Source organism: Salinispora oceanensis, from assembly GCF_000383575.1.
Classification (GTDB): Bacteria; Actinomycetota; Actinomycetes; order Mycobacteriales; family Micromonosporaceae; genus Micromonospora; species Micromonospora oceanensis.
In genome coordinates, this window is sequence record NZ_KB911579.1 from 2,053,487 (window position 1) to 2,068,360 (window position 14,874).

General features: G+C 72.3%; 14 protein-coding genes. 9 read left to right on the top strand and 5 right to left on the bottom strand.

Annotated elements, in window-relative coordinates; all coding sequences use genetic code 11:
* Positions 1-2: 2 nt before the first annotated feature.
* From SALPAC4_RS0109610 to SALPAC4_RS0109625, 4 genes are all read left to right on the top strand, one after another.
* Positions 3-1,253 carry a metallophosphoesterase gene (locus SALPAC4_RS0109610; RefSeq protein ID WP_027644830.1) on the top strand — a complete coding sequence of 417 codons (1,251 nt, stop codon included), beginning with the start codon at positions 3-5 and terminating at the stop codon, positions 1,251-1,253.
* Positions 1,254-1,314: 61 nt separating this feature from the next.
* Complete coding sequence (locus tag SALPAC4_RS0109615) at positions 1,315-4,503, top strand: UvrD-helicase domain-containing protein (protein ID WP_019870151.1); 3,189 nt, start codon at positions 1,315-1,317, stop codon at positions 4,501-4,503.
* 79 nt (positions 4,504-4,582) lie between these two features.
* Entirely contained in the window at positions 4,583-5,095 is a 513-nt protein-coding gene (locus tag SALPAC4_RS0109620) for an LppU/SCO3897 family protein (protein ID WP_019870152.1), read from the top strand.
* 238 nt (positions 5,096-5,333) lie between these two features.
* A complete protein-coding gene (locus tag SALPAC4_RS0109625) occupies positions 5,334-6,572 on the top strand; it encodes an ATP-binding protein (protein ID WP_019870153.1) in 1,239 nt (412 codons plus the stop codon).
* A 58-nt stretch (positions 6,573-6,630) separates the two neighbouring features.
* On the opposite strand, the gene SALPAC4_RS0109630 is transcribed toward SALPAC4_RS0109625, so the two are convergent.
* Positions 6,631-7,167, bottom strand: coding sequence for a GNAT family N-acetyltransferase (locus tag SALPAC4_RS0109630; RefSeq protein WP_033664357.1), 537 nt, complete (start codon positions 7,165-7,167; stop codon positions 6,631-6,633).
* Between the two features lie 145 nt (positions 7,168-7,312).
* Here SALPAC4_RS0109630 and SALPAC4_RS0109635 point away from each other — a divergent pair, with 145 nt between their 5' ends.
* Complete coding sequence (locus SALPAC4_RS0109635; protein ID WP_027644832.1) at positions 7,313-7,858, top strand: DoxX family protein; 546 nt, start codon at positions 7,313-7,315, stop codon at positions 7,856-7,858.
* A gap of 210 nt (positions 7,859-8,068) precedes the next feature.
* Complete coding sequence (locus SALPAC4_RS0109640; RefSeq protein ID WP_027644833.1) at positions 8,069-9,505, top strand: glycosyltransferase 87 family protein; 1,437 nt, start codon at positions 8,069-8,071, stop codon at positions 9,503-9,505.
* Between the two features lie 64 nt (positions 9,506-9,569).
* Here SALPAC4_RS0109640 and SALPAC4_RS0109645 read toward each other — a convergent pair whose 3' ends face one another.
* The 4 genes from SALPAC4_RS0109645 to moaC are packed head-to-tail and all read right to left on the bottom strand — an operon-like array spanning position 9,570 to position 12,264.
* Positions 9,570-9,998 carry a molybdenum cofactor biosynthesis protein MoaE gene (locus SALPAC4_RS0109645; protein WP_018254968.1) on the bottom strand — a complete coding sequence of 143 codons (429 nt, stop codon included), beginning with the start codon at positions 9,996-9,998 and terminating at the stop codon, positions 9,570-9,572.
* Complete coding sequence (locus SALPAC4_RS0109650) at positions 9,995-11,248, bottom strand: molybdopterin molybdotransferase MoeA (protein WP_019870157.1); 1,254 nt, start codon at positions 11,246-11,248, stop codon at positions 9,995-9,997. Before SALPAC4_RS0109650 ends, SALPAC4_RS0109645 begins: the two co-directional genes overlap by 4 nt.
* Before the next feature lie 54 nt (positions 11,249-11,302).
* Positions 11,303-11,776, bottom strand: coding sequence for a MogA/MoaB family molybdenum cofactor biosynthesis protein (locus tag SALPAC4_RS0109655; RefSeq protein WP_019870158.1), 474 nt, complete (start codon positions 11,774-11,776; stop codon positions 11,303-11,305).
* Positions 11,773-12,264 (bottom strand): cyclic pyranopterin monophosphate synthase MoaC, encoded by a 492-nt coding sequence (gene moaC / locus SALPAC4_RS0109660; protein WP_019870159.1) that lies wholly within the window; start codon positions 12,262-12,264, stop codon positions 11,773-11,775. Before moaC ends, SALPAC4_RS0109655 begins: the two co-directional genes overlap by 4 nt.
* A gap of 179 nt (positions 12,265-12,443) precedes the next feature.
* Between moaC and SALPAC4_RS0109665 the strand changes: the two genes are divergently transcribed.
* The 3 genes from SALPAC4_RS0109665 to SALPAC4_RS0109675 are packed head-to-tail and all read left to right on the top strand — an operon-like array spanning position 12,444 to position 14,776.
* Entirely contained in the window at positions 12,444-13,769 is a 1,326-nt protein-coding gene (locus SALPAC4_RS0109665) for a glycosyltransferase 87 family protein (RefSeq protein WP_019870160.1), read from the top strand.
* Complete coding sequence (locus SALPAC4_RS0109670) at positions 13,753-14,385, top strand: phosphoribosyltransferase (RefSeq protein ID WP_019870161.1); 633 nt, start codon at positions 13,753-13,755, stop codon at positions 14,383-14,385. The genes SALPAC4_RS0109665 and SALPAC4_RS0109670 overlap by 17 nt, the downstream gene beginning before the upstream one ends.
* 19 nt (positions 14,386-14,404) lie before the next feature.
* Entirely contained in the window at positions 14,405-14,776 is a 372-nt protein-coding gene (locus SALPAC4_RS0109675) for a TFIIB-type zinc ribbon-containing protein (protein ID WP_019870162.1), read from the top strand.
* Positions 14,777-14,874 lie beyond the last annotated feature (98 nt).

Below are 14,874 nucleotides of genomic sequence, written 5' to 3' on the forward strand. Positions count from 1 at the left end.
CCTTGTTCGCGGTACTGGGGTTCGTCGCCGCCATGGCCCTCCTCACCGGCCTGGTCCACCTCTACCTCTGGAAGCGGCTGGTACGCGACACCACCCGACCGGGGCTCCCGCGACGCGTCGGGGGTGTCACCATGCTGGTGCTCGCGGTGCTCGCCCCGGCCACGATGGTCGGCACCCAAGTTGGGGTGCACTGGCTCGCCTGGCCGGGCTACCTCTGGCTCGCGGTCATGTTCTACCTGCTGGTCCTGCTGGTGGCCCTGGAGCTACCGATGGTGGTCGCCCGGCTGGTGCTACGCCGCCGGATGGCCGCCGCCACGCCCACCGCCCCGGCACCAGAACCCGCCCTGGTGGTGGCCGGCGGGTCGGCCGAGCCGCCGGCCACCGCTCCGCCCGTCAACGGGCAGCCGGACCACGATCCGTCCCGCCGGTTACTCCTCGCGCGCGGGGCGGCGATCTTCGCCGGGCTCACCGCCACCGGCGTGACCGGCTACGGCGTGCGCACCGCCCTCGGCCCACCCCAGCTGGACCGGGTGCAGGTCCGCCTGGCCCGGCTACCCCGAAGCATGGACGGCCTCCGCATCGCCACCGTCTCCGACATCCACATCGGCCCGCTGCTCGGGCGCGGGCACACCGAACGGATCGTGGCCACCATCAACCGGCTGGACGCCGATCTCGTCGCGGTCGTCGGCGATCTGGTGGACGGCTCCGTCGCCGAGCTGGGCGAGGCGGCGGCACCGCTACGCGACCTGCGGTCCCGACACGGCAGCTACTTCGTCACCGGCAACCACGAGTACTACTCCGGCGTGGAGGAGTGGGTGCAGGAGGTGGACCGCCTGGGCCTGCGGGTCCTACAGAACCACCGGGTGGAGATCAAGGCTCGGGGCGGGGCACTCGACCTGGCCGGGGTCAATGACGCCGATGCGGCCGGCACCGGGGTGGCCGGCCCGCCGGACTACGCCGCCGCCCTCGGTGACCGGGACCCGGACCGACCGGTGGTGCTCCTCGCCCACCAGCCGGTCGCGGCGTTCGAGGCCGCCAAACACGGTGTCGACCTGCAGCTCTCCGGGCACACCCACGGTGGGCAGATGATGCCCTTCAACTATCTGGTGCAGCTGGAGCAGCCGGTGGTCTCCGGCCTCGGCGAGGTCGACGGCACCAAGGTGTACGTGACCAACGGCGCCGGCTTCTGGGGGCCCCCGGTCCGGGTCGGCGCCGCGCCACAGGTCACCCTCGTCGAGCTGCGTTCGGCATAGTGCAGCTCACGTAAGCGCGTGGCGGCGAGCGTAGGACGCGGGCTTCATGGCAAGATGCCTCGTGCCTCCGATCAACGCCGCACCCCCCGGTGGCCTCCCATCCTTCGTCGCGGACCTGCACATCCACTCGAAGTACTCGCGGGCGTGCAGCCGTGATCTCACTCTGCCGAACCTCGCCTGGTGGGCTCGGCGTAAGGGCGTCGCCGTCCTCGGCACCGGTGATTTCACCCACCCCGCCTGGTATGACCACCTCCGGGAGACCCTGCAGCCGGCGGAGCCGGGCCTGTACCGGCTCGCTCCGGAGGCCGAGCGGGAGATCGCGCGCCAGCTGCCGCCACGCCTCGCCGACCAGGCGGAGAAGACCCCGGTACGGTTCATGCTCAGCGTCGAGATCTCCACGATCTACAAACGCGACGACCGGACGCGCAAGGTGCACCACCTGGTCTACCTACCGGACCTGGCGGCGGTTGCCCGGTTCAACACGGCGCTCGGGCGGATCGGCAACCTCGGCTCGGACGGACGGCCGATCCTCGGTCTGGACTCCCGCGACCTGCTGGAGATCACCCTTACGGCCAGCCCGGACGGCTACCTCGTACCGGCGCATATCTGGACCCCGTGGTTCTCCGCCCTCGGCTCCAAGTCTGGCTTCGACGCGATCGCCGACTGCTACGCCGACCTGGCCGAGCACATCTTCGCGGTGGAGACCGGCCTCTCCTCCGACCCGGAGATGAACTGGCGGGTCGGCAGCCTCGACCGCTACCAGCTGGTGTCGAACTCCGATGCCCACTCCCCGCCCGCGCTGGCCCGAGAGGCGACCGTCTTCACCTCCGCCCGCGACTACTTCGCCATCCGGGAGGCGCTGCGGACCGGCGACGGCCTGGGCGGGACGATCGAGTTCTTCCCGGAAGAAGGGAAGTACCACGCGGACGGCCACCGACTCTGTGGCGTCAACTGGGCACCAGAGCAGACCCGGGCGGCCGGCGGCCGCTGCCCGGAGTGCGGCAAGCCGCTGACCGTCGGGGTCCTCAGCCGGGTGGAGGAGTTGGCCGACCGCCCCGCTGGGCACCGGCCGGCGCACGCCCCGGACGTCACCCACCTGGTGCCACTGGCCGAACTCCTCGGTGAGATCAATTCGGTGGGAGCGCGATCCAAGAAGGTCGCGGGCAAACTCAACGACCTGATCGCCGCGCTCGGTCCGGAGCTGGAGATCCTCACCCGGACACCGCTCGCGGAGATCGACCGGGTCGGCGGCGAGCTCCTCGCCGAGGGCATCCGCCGGCTCCGTCGGGGCGAGGTCCGCCGGGTGCCGGGGTTCGATGGCGAGTACGGCGTCATCACCCTCTTCGACCCGAAAGAACTCCGCCCCGGCGGCGGCGCGGCGGCGCAGGAGACGCTCTTCGACGTACCCGCCGTGCCGGCGCCGCGCCGACCCGCGGAGCCGACGCCGAAGCCGAAGGCCCGCCGCCCGGCGACGAAGCCGGAGCCGAGGCGGGTCAGCCCACCCTCGCCGCCGATCGCGCCACCCCCCTCGCCGCACGAGCCCTTCGAGCCGATGCTGTCCGGGATGGAGGAGGTCGGCACCGGCCTACTCGACCGGCTGGACGCGATGCAGCGGGTGGCGGCGTCCGCGCCCGGCGGCCCGCTGCTGATCGTGGCCGGCCCGGGCACCGGCAAGACCCGTACGCTGACGCACCGGATCGCGTACCTCTGCGCGGAGCTGAACGTCTTCCCGGAGCGCTGCCTGGCGATCACCTTCACCCGGCGCGCGGCGGAGGAGCTGCGGCACCGACTCGACGGGCTGCTCGGGCCGGTCGCCGAGGACGTCACCGTCGGCACGTTCCACTCCGTCGGCCTGCAGCTCCTGCGGGAGAACCATGCGGCCGCCGGCCTGCCCGCGGACTTCCGGATCGCCGACGACGCGGACCGGGCCGCCGCCCGCGCCGAGGCCGGCGACGACGACGACACCTACCTGGCGCTGCTCCGCAAGCAGGACCTGGTCGACCTTGACGAGCTGCTCACCCTGCCGCTGGCCCTGCTGCGAGCCGATCGACGGTTGGCCGACTCCTGTCGGGAACGGTGGCAGTGGATCTTCGTTGACGAGTACCAGGACGTTGATGAGGTGCAGTACGAGCTCCTCCGGTTGCTCTGCCCCACCGATGGGAACCTCTGCGCGATCGGTGACCCGGACCAGGCGATCTACTCCTTCCGGGGGGCAGATGTCCACTACTTCCTGCGCTTCTCGCAGGACTTCACGGATGCCCGGCTGGTCCGGCTGAACCGCAACTACCGTTCGTCGGCACCGATTCTGGCCGCCGCGGTACAGGCGATCGCCCCCTCGTCGCTGGTCCGGGGCCGCCGGCTGGACCCGGCCCGACTCGACCCGGAGGCCCCACTGCTCGGCCGGTACGCGGCCACCTCCGTCGCCGACGAGGCCACCTTCGTCGCCCGTACGGTGGACGAGTTGGTCGGTGGGCTGTCGCACCGCTCGCTGGATTCGGGGCGGATCGACGGCGCCACGACCACGCTTTCGTTCTCCGACATCGCGGTGCTTTACCGCACCGACGCGCAGGCCGCACCGATCGTGGACGCACTGTCCCGGGCGAACATCCCGGTGCAGAAACGCTCTCATGACCGGCTCCGCGACCGCCCCGGCGTCGCCGACATCGCCCGGGAGCTGCGGCACACCGGCGGCGTTGACGGCGGTCTGCCGGCTCGGGTGCGGCTCGCCGGACAGGTGGTCGCAGAACGGTTCGCCACCCCCACCCTCGACGGCTCGGGCAGCGCCGGGCCAGCCGACGTACGGGTGGCGGTCGACCTGCTCACCCCGCTGGCCCAACGCTGCGGCGATGACCTGGATCTGTTCCTGTCCCAGCTGGCGACGGGGGCGGAGGTGGACGCGCTCGATCCCCGCGCGCAGGCGGTCACCCTGCTCACTCTGCACGCCGCCAAGGGGCTGGAGTTCCCGGTGGTCTTCCTGGTCGGTGCCGAGGACGGGCTGTTGCCGCTGCGCTGGCCCGGTAGCGAGCCGGACGACGACGCGGTCGCCGAGGAGCGACGGCTCTTCTTTGTGGGGGTGACCCGCGCACAGGATCGGCTCTACCTCAGCCACGCCGCCCGGCGATTCCGGCACGGCACCGAGTACGACTGTCGGCCCTCGCCATTCTTGTCCGCGATAGATCCGGGACTCTTCGAACGCCTCGGGGAACCGGAGTCCCGCCGCCCCAAGGACCGCCAACTCCGCCTGATCTGAAATCGCACCCGCCACACCACGATGGCAACGGCGGCGGGATCCCGAGTGCCCGGCCGCTCACACCCGCAGGAGGATGCGCATGCCGGAGTACGAACCGTCGGCCGGCCACGGCGACGGACCGTCCCCCCCTCGGCGCCGCGGACCGCTGGTCGCGGTACTCGCCATCGTCGCGGTCCTGGCTCTCGGGGCCGGGGCGGGTGTCCTCTGGTTCCGCACCGGCGGTGACGACGCACCGGTGATGTCGGGGTCCGGCCCAGACCCGGACGTCACAGCCTCGGTCTCCTCGGCCGGGCCAGCTACGTCGGCGAGCCCGACGCCCAGCGTCGCGGCCCCAGACTCTTCAACCAACCCCCGCTTCGTCGAGGTCGGCCAGTGCGTCCGCAACGACGGGCCGGCCGACGGCAAGCCGGAGCTGCTGATCACCGAGTGTGGCCCGCAGACGTACGAGGTGCTGCTCCGCGTTGACGGACCAACCACCGGTGAGGAGGACGCCGCGGCGAAGTGCTCCGCCGTCGGTGGCTACACCAACTGGTTCTTCTTCGACAGTGACCTGGACACCCTCGACTTCGTGCTCTGCCTGAAACAACGCTGAGCACCGCAGCTCGGGGACGACAGGCGACGAGGCACCGGACGAAGAGATTGATTTCCAAACCTAAGGCTGTCTAGCGTAGGGGCTAGATTGGCCTAGATTTGACTCGACGCCCGCCGTCGGGCAGCGCGCCCTCCTCGACCGCGACCTTGGTGGCGGCGATCCGGAGTGCGCGACACGCCGGTAGCTCCATCTACCGAGATCTAGCCCTATTGCTAGACAGCCCGATACTCTCCGATGCGTGGATCCGATCCGCAATCCCTACGCTCCGGGCGCCGGGCAACGCCCGCCCGAGCTGGCCGGGCGGGGGCGCGAGCTGGACGTCTTCGACATCGTGCTGGAGCGGATCGCGCGCGGCCGACCCGAGCGCAGCCTGATGCTCACCGGGCTGCGCGGCGTGGGCAAGACCGTGCTGCTCAATACGCTGCGGTCGCAGGCCATCAACCGACTCTGGGGCAGCGGCAAGATCGAAATCCGGCCAGACCAGTCGCTGCGCCGCCCGATCTCAGCCGCCCTCCACATGGCCGTGCGCGAGCTGACCCCCCGGCACCGCGCTCCGGACCGCATCGACGCTTTCCTCGGTGTCCTGAAGGCCTTCGCGCAACGGTCCGCCCCGAACGGTCGGGGCGGGGCCTCCCCCCGACTACGCGACCGGTGGCAACCCGGCATCGATGTCCCCGCCGCGAGTGGGCGGGCCGACTCCGGCGACATCGAGATCGACCTGGTGGAGCTGCTGACCGACGCCGCCGCGGTGGCCGCCGACGTCGGCACCGGCATCGCCGTCTTCATCGACGAGATGCAGGACCTCGCCCCGGAGGAGGTCTCCGCGCTCTGCGCCGCCTGCCATGAGCTGTCCCAACTCGGCGCGCCACTAATCGTGGTCGGTGCCGGCCTGCCGCACCTACCGGCCGTACTCAGCGCAGCCAAGTCCTACTCCGAACGGCTCTTTCGCTACCAGCGCATCGATCGACTCGACCGGATCGCCGCCGACCAGGCGCTCTGCGCGCCCGCCGCGCGCGAGGAGATCGAGTACGAGCAGAAGGCGCTGGACCTGCTCTACGAGAAGTCCGGCGGCTATCCCTACTTCATCCAGGCGTACGGGAAGACGACCTGGGACCACGCCCCCCGCTCACCGATCACCGCCGCCGATGTCCTGGTGGCGGCGCCGGACGCCGAGGCCGAGCTGGCGGTGGGCTTCTTCGGTTCCCGGTTCGAACGAGCCACTCCGGCCGAGCGTGAATACATGCGGGCGATGGCGACCCGCTCCCTGGTTGACGGTGCGGACGAGGGCGCCGGGGATGACATGGACGCCGCCGTGCCGACCGCCGAGATCGCCCACGCGCTGGGACGCAAACCCGCGAGCCTCTCCCCGGCTCGGGACGCGCTGATCAAAAAGGGTCTGATCTACTCTGGCGAACGCGGCACGGTGGCGTTCACGGTGCCCCACTTCGGCCGTTACCTCCGCACCCAGCCGACGTAGGCCTTGGGTCGCACCAGCCGACGGAGCCCGGCCGAGCCAGCCGCGTTCTCCGGTCGACTCACACCTTCGACCACGGCGGCGGAAAGATCACCTCGCCGGGAGCGGGCGGTCCCGGGCCACCGCCGACCGAGGGCAACACCCGGGCCTGCCAGGGCTCGCCGAGCCCGGACCAGGGGCTGGTGAGGCCGAGCCGATCGGCCCGACCGAACCCGAACCGCCGGTAGAAGGCCGGATCACCCAACACCACCACGAGGCGCTCACCCTGCTCGGCGGCCGCGTCCAGGGCCGCCTGCACCACCGCGCTGCCCAGCCCGATGCGCTGCCGGTGCGGGGCGACCGCCACCGGCCCGAGGACGAGCGCGGCCACGTCATCGTGGTCGGAACGAACCCGCACCCGGGTGAGCAGCGCGTAGCCGACTACCTCACCCCCGTACTCGGCCACCATGGCCAGCGCCGGCAGCCACTCCGCGCTGCCACGCAGCTCGTCTACCAGGCCGACCTCGGGCGGGGTGGTGATATCGGGACGGGCGAACGCGCCGGCGAGGACCCGACGAACTGCACCGGCATCTGCCGGTTCCTCGGGCCGTAGCCGCATGATGGTCACGCCGGGGACGTTACCCCTCCGGCGCTGACCCGTCCGGGACAGTCCCGCGATTCGGCGTGGCAGGCGGGCCGCGACGACCGATCCGGATCGGTCGGTTGCCAGGGTGACGACGGTTCCGACGGGGTATGACTGACCCATGACACCCGTACGCTCCCTCGCCCGAGTAATGCTCAGTGGCATCCTCGTGGTCGAGGGGGCCCGTAGCCTCACCGCACCGGGCCGGCTCGCCCCCGCGGCCAAGCCGATGACCGACCGGGTCGAACCCCTGCTGCGACGAGCTGCTCCGGGCGTCCCCACCGATAGCGAGACCCTGATCCGCGCCAACGGAGCCGTCCAGTTCGGTGCCGGCCTACTGCTCGCCACCGGCCGACTCACCCGACCGGCGGCGATGGTTCTGGCCGGCACCCTGGTGCCGGGTACCATCGCCGGGCATCCCTTCTGGACTAACACGGATCCGGCGGTGCGGGTCAACAACCAACTCCACTTCCTGAAGAACCTCGGCCTCTTCGGTGGGCTCCTACTGGCTGCCGCGGACACCGAAGGAAAGCCGGGGCTGCGCTGGCGGGCCGGTCAGCGGCTCGGGCACTCCCAGCGTCGGGCGACCCGGGCTGTCCGTACCGCCCGCCGCCAGGCCCGGATCGCCGTACGATCGGCAGCGACGGCTCGACGCTTCCCTGGCTGACCTGCGTCGATTCCCCTCCCGTCGCACTTCGTCGGAGGAACAGCGAATCCGACGTACCGCCACCCGGCGTTAAACCGGTGGAAATGTCAAAACCAATGTGGGATCGGACACGGTCCCATAGCGCGGGAGGCGAAAAACGTGAGGGACCGTTCTAGGCTCCGTACCGGACCAGGACGGCTAGGACGAAATTGGTACGGGGGTGGCCACTCAATGCCGACGACTCTCCGTCGGCGGGTGCGTCGCCTCCCCCCGGTTCGCCGCGTCCCGCGGGGGCTCGATCGCAGGACCGTCCTCCGGATCGGAGTCGTGGCCGTCGTCGCCTACGCCGCCTGGCTCGCCGTCGGCGCGTTCGGGCGACCGTACAACTTCTTCGACATGAAGATCTATCACGGCGCGGCGGTATGGTGGGCGAACGGCCACGAGCTATACGAGTTCATCGCGCCGGACACGACCCTTGGGTTCACCTACCCACCCTTCGCCGGGCTCGCCATGCTCCCGATGGCGCATCTTCCGGTCGGGCTGGCCGGGTTGATAAACGCGGTGGCGAGCGTCGCCGCGCTGGCCGTGGTCCTCGCCGCGCTGCTCCGCCCGATCGCCGACCGGCTCAACTATCCCCTGTGGTATGCGGTGGCGCTCGCGACGGTACTCGCCGCCGCCCTCGAGCCGTCTCGGGAAACCCTCGGCTACGGGCAGGTCAACCTGCTGCTGTTCGCACTGATCATGGCTGACCTGGTCGGTCTGCGCTGGCGATCCCGCCGAGGCACCCACGTCGCCCCCACCGACGGGCCGCTGCTGCGCTTCGTCTACAGCGGCGCCTGGGCGGGCGTCGGGATCGGCCTCGCCACCGCGGTGAAGCTGACTCCCGCCCTCTTCGTCGCCTACCTCATGATCACCCGTCAGTGGCGGGCGGCGACCACCGCCGTCGGCACCGTCCTGGCCGTGACGATCGGGTCGTTCGCCGTCGTCGGCACCGAGTCCCGGGCCTACTTCGGCGGGGTGCTCTGGCAGACCGAGCGGGTCGGCGCCGCCGACATGACTCCCAATCAGTCGCTCGCCGGCCTGCTCGCCCGCCTCCACGACTCGATCGAGACCCCGGGGCTGCTCTGGTTCACGTTCGCGATCCTGGTGCTCGCGCTCGGTCTGTCCCGGGCCGCCAACGCCCGGGCAGACGGCGACGAGCTGACCGCGTTCACCCTGGTCGGGCTCACCACCAGTGTGATCAGCCCGATCTCCTGGACCCACCATCTCGTCTGGGTGATCCCCGCGATCATCGTGCTCGCCGACGCCGCCGTCCGACGCCGGGACGCCAGCCGGGCGCTCGCCGCCCGGGCCGGCCTGGAGGGTCTACCCGGAGTGAACGGTCTGCGCCCCCCGATCTGGTATCCGACGCTGACCGGGCTCCGACACGGGGTCGCCGCCGTGGCCCTCTATCTTCTCTTCCTCGTCTCGCCGATCTGGCCGTACGAGCACCAGCTGCCCGAGGTGTCGCACTATCAGGACGGTCTCTTTGGCGCCCTGATGGAGAATTCGCTGGCCCTGGCGCTGATCGTGCTGGTCGCCGCGCTGCCCTGGCGCCCCGGGGCCGAGCCGGCCTTCTACGGCGAACGTCCCGGCCGGCCGGTCGTGCCGCTGACCAGCCGCCGCTGACCGGCAATCGCTGGCCGAAGACGGACGACCGGCCGACGACCGCGGTCCTCGCCCGCGGACGGCGTCAGGGACAGTTCACCCACTCCTCGGTGCCGTCCGCGAACACCTGCCGCTTCCAGATCGGCAGCCGCGCCTTCACCTCGTCCACCAATCGGGCACAGGCGGCGAACGCGGCGGCTCGGTGGGCGGTGCTGACCGCCGCCACCAGCGCCGCTTCGCCGATCTCCAGCGGACCGACCCGGTGCGAGACGGCCACCGCGTACACCTCGGGGTCGGCGGCGATCTCGGCAGCGACCTCGCGCAGCACCCGCTCGGCGCTCGGGTGCCCCTCGTAGGTCAGCGCGACCACCGCCCGGCCGTGGTCATGGTCCCGGACGACGCCCTGGAAGGACACCACCGCGCCAGCGGCCCGGTCCGCCACCGCGCCCTCGTGTGCGGCCAGATCCAGCGGTCGCTCGGTCACCTCGCCGAACGCCACGGTCGGGGCGGTCACGACCCACGCTCCCCGGGCAGCAACGGCAGCGGCACGACCGACACCCGGTCGCCCGGCTCGCCGGACGTACCGGGGTGGATCACCGCGAACCCGTCGGCTCCGGCCAGGCCACGCAGCATCGCCGAGCCGACGTGCCGGAGCGGATGGGCGGTGCCGGTGACTCGATCCAGCCGGACCAACGCGAGGTGGGTGAAGGCGCCCCGCCCGGGGATCGGCTCGGCGAGCACCGCCTGCGGGAGCTCCGGCATCGGGCGGCCGGCGAGGCCGGCCAGCAGCGGTGCGACCAGCGACGCCAGGGCGAGAATCGCGGACTGCGGGTTACCGGGCAGCCCGGCGACGAAACGTACCCGGCCGTCGGTGCCGACCACCCGGGCCAGCAGCATCGGGAAGCCGGGCCGAACGGCGACGGTGTTGACCACGTATTCCGCCCCCAACGCCTCGAGCGCGGGGTGCAGGTGGTCCACCGGGCCGTGCATGGTGCCGCCGGTCGTACAGACCACGTCGGCGTGGGAGAGCGCGTCGCGCAGCGCCGCCACGTGCGCCGAGAGGGTGTCCGCCACCGGCCCGACCACGTCGGTGGGGCGCACCGCACTTCCGTACCGGCGCAGCCACGCCGGTACGGCGGGACCGAGTGCGTCCCGGACCCGCCCCGCCCCGGGTGGCCCGGCCGTCAACAGTTCGTCCCCGAAGACCAGCAGCGCCGCCCGCGGCTGCCGCCGTACGCGCAGGGTGTCGTGTCCGCAGGAGGCGGCCAATCCGATCACCGCCGGGTCCACGGGCGTCCCGGCCGGGCACAGCTCCTCTCCGGCGGCGGCCTCCTCCCCCGGCAGCCGCCACTCGGGCGACGGACGCGGGGTGCCGGCCACCAACCCGTCCGGAGTACGGCTCGACTCCTCCACCCGCAGCACCGCGGCGGCGCCGTCGGGAACCATCGCACCGGTGGCGATCTCGACGGTGGTGCCGTCCTCGGTCAACGGCGCCGGGACCCCGCCGGCCAGGACCCGACCCACGATCCGCCACGGGCCAGCGCCACGCACCGCCCAGCCGTCCACGCTGGTCGTACGGAACGCCGGTAAGGGGGTCCGGGTGGCCAACGGCTCGGCCAGGGTGTGCCCGTCCAGGTCAACGAGCGGCCGACTCACCACCGGCAGCGCGGCAGCTCGACCCACCGCGTACGCCCGGGAACGCGCCTCCTCCCAGCCCGCGGGTGGGGGCGGCGGAGCGACGGGGTCGGCGGCTGCGGCTTCCATGCTCACCCGACGAGAGTATCGGGGCAGCCACGTGCCCGTTGGTTCGCGAACCGATCAGTGGTCCCCGCCACGGAGCTGGTCAACAGCGTGGGCGAGGATCGGTCCGAGCACGGCCAGCCCGTCGCGGGCGCCCCCGGTCGAGCCGGGGAGGTTCACCACCAGCGTCCGCCCCAGCACACCGGCGACTCCCCGGGACAGCACCGCGGTGGGCACGCGGTCCCGGCTGTACGCCCGGATGGCCTCCGCGATGCCCGGGATCTCGTGGTCGAGCAGCGCCCGGGTCACCTCCGGGGTGCGGTCCGTCGGGTTGATGCCGGTGCCGCCACTGGTCAGCACGACATCCACCCCCTCGGCGGCGGCGGCACTCAGCGCCGCGGCGACCGGGTCTCCGTCCGGGACCACGATGACCGGCTCGTCCACCGCACAGCCCAGCTCCCGTAGGCCGGCGGCGAGCAGCGGGCCGCTGGTGTCCCGGTAGACACCGGCGAAGGCCCGGTTGGAGGCGACGATTACCCGCGCCCGGATCACGGCCGGTCCTCGGGGCGGACCCACTCACCGGTCGCCCCGCCCTCCTTGCGCAGGACTCGGACCGCGTCCACCGTGGCCGCCGGGTCGACCGCCTTGACCATGTCGACGAGGGCCAGGCCAGCGACCGCGACGGCGGTGAGCGCCTCCATCTCGACGCCGGTACGGTCGGCCGTCCGGGCGGTCGCGGTGATCTCGACGGTGTCGTCGGTGAGGGTCAGGTCAACGGCGACCCCGTGCAGGGCGATCGGGTGGCAGAGCGGAATCAGGTCCGGGGTCCGTTTCGCGCCCATGATCCCGGCGAGCCGGCCGACGGCGAGCGCATCCCCCTTGGGTAGCCCATCGCGGCGCAGGAGGTCGACGACCTCGCGAGTGGTCCGGAGCCGGCCTGCGGCGACGGCCAGCCGCCCGGTCACCGCCTTGGCGGAGACGTCAACCATGCGGGCTGCGCCGGCCGCGTCAACGTGGGTGAGCTGTGCGGAATCCGTCACGACGGCGAGTCTAGTCACCACTGCGCCCAGCCCGAGCCGCCGGTTGGAGCGGCTGCCAGCACGGAGCCGTCCGGTGGGTTTCGGTACGGTCGTCCCCTTCCCGCCGGCCGTCGGCCGGCTACCGCCGCGGCGTTCCCAGCCCGCCTGACCCGCCGCCGTTGATCTGAAAAACTGACCGCGTGACCAGCGCCGTTCCGGGGGTACGCCGCGGGTGGCCCGCCCTGGACAACGCCGCCGGTGGCCTCGCCGTCGACCTGACCCTCTACGCCGCCTCGGCCGGGTTCGCCGCAGTCACCACCCTGACCTCCACCATCGCCCCGCACCGCGCGTGGGGCAGCGTCGCCACCGCCGGCTACCTCGTCGCCGCCGTCGCCGTCGCCGCCCAACTGCTGATCTGGCGGCGCCGCCCCGGCTCCCCGCTGACCGGGCTCGCCACCCGCTGGGTGGTCGCCGGGCTCGCCGCCGCCACCACCGTGCTGCTGCCGGTGCTCTGGCAGAGCGTCGAACGGGCCTTCGGACGCACCGACCGGGCGCAGGAGGAGGTGATCGTCATTGAGGACTCCGGGCGGCGGCTGATCGAGACCGGCACCCCCTATCTCAGCCGCGAGGCGATCGCCGCGCTCCCCACCAGCGAGCAGCTCTTCGGCTACACCCCGTACCAACCGGGCATGGCCCTGTTCGGTCTGCCCCGCGCCATCGTCGACACCGCATTGACTGACGCCCGGGTGTGGTTCGCGCTCGCCACCGTCGTCATCCTCGCGCTCGCCGGGCGCACGCTCTGGCGAGCCGGAGCCCGCGACCCACACCGGCCCGGCGACGGCATCCTGCGCGGCGTACAGGCCGTCACGATCCTGCCGGTCAGCGCGCTCACCCTCGCCACCGGCGGTGACGACCTGCCCGTTCTCGCGCTCTGCCTGCTCGCGCTCACCCTCGCCGCCGCCGGTCAACCGGGCCGGGCCGGAGCTGCCGTGGGGTTGGCCGCCGCGCTGAAACTCTTCGCCTGGCCGGTCGCGGTGGTCTTGGCCGTCTGGGGCGCCACCCGATCGTCCGGCCGGCGGGTCCTCGCCGGCGCCCTCGGGCTACCGGTCCTCGCCCTGCTGCCCGTCCTGCTGATCGACCCCGACGCGCTGGTCGAGAACGTGCTCCGCTTCCCGCTCGGCCAAGGCCTGGTCACCAGCCCGGCCCAGTCTCCGCTCCCCGGCCACCTGATCTCCACCGGGCTGCCCGCCGGGCGGATACTCGCCGGCGGGCTACTGCTCGCCGTCGGGCTGGTCTTCGCCCTGCGGCTCACCCGCCGCCCGCCGCGGACGGCCGCTGCCGCGTCGCTCATCTGCGGGTACGGGCTCCTCGTCGCGCTCCTGCTCATGCCCGCCAGCCGGTTCGGCTATCTGCTCTACCCCCTGGCCTTCCTGATCTGGGCCCCCGCACTCGCCCGCCGGAATCCAGCAACCCGCCACGGAGCCGGCTCGCACGGCGTACACCTGAGAGATGACCACCTTTCGTGACCGCGGCGACGCGGGTCGGGCGCTCGCCGATCGGCTCACCGCGCTCGTCGGTGAACCCGATGTCATCGTGCTTGGTCTGGTCCGCGGCGGAGTGCCCGTGGCCGAGGTGATCGCCCGCCGGCTCGAGGCCCCGCTCGACGTGATCACCGTCCGCAAGCTCGGCCTTCCCGGTGCGCCCGAGGTCGCGTTCGGCGCGATCGGTCCCAGCGGGGCCCAGGTGCTCAACAAGCGGATCGCCAGCCGGCTCAGCCCGGCGGAAATCGCCGACGTGGACCGCCAGGAGCGGGCCGAGCTGGACCGCCGGGAGCAGCTCTACCGGGCCGACCGCCCGCCGCTGGACCTCACCAACCGGACCGCCCTGATCGTTGACGACGGCCTCGCCACCGGCGCCACCGCCCGCACCGCGGTCCAGGTCGCCCGCCACCTCGGCGCCCGGCGGGTGGTGGCGGCTGCCCCGGTCGGCTCGCAGGAGGCGTACGAGCTGCTCTCCGCCGAGGCCGACCAGGTTGTCTGCCCGCAGCACCCGACCGAGTTCACCGCGGTCAGCGCCTACTACGACGACTTCCACGAGGTCTCCGACGACGAAGTGACCGCCACGTTGACCGCGACCGCTTAGGTCAACCAGGTACGGTCGGATGATGAGCCTCACCTGTCCCAAGTGTCACGGCGAGATGCGCCAGTACGAGCGCAGTGGCGTCGTCATCGATCAGTGCAGCGAGTGCCGGGGGATCTTCCTCGACCGCGGCGAGTTGGAGAAGCTGTTCGAGGCGGAGGCTAACTGGAACCGGCAGCAGGCCGCTCCGGCGCCCGCCCAGCCCAACCAGCCCGGCGGGTACCCGCCGCCCCCGCAGCCCGGCTACGGCACCGTGCCGCCCCCACCGCCGCCCGCGCACGGCTACCCGCCGGCGCCGGCCCCGGCCTACGGCGGCCACGGTCAGCACTACGGTTACCACGGGCACTACCGGCGGAAGCGGCACAAGGGCTTCCTCGGCGACCTGCTCGGCTGAACACCGGTACGGCACGTCCGGAAGGACCCCACCGCTGCAGCGCGGGCCGGGATCCTTCCGGACGCTGGGCGGTCATTCCGGACGCTGGGCGGTCAGCC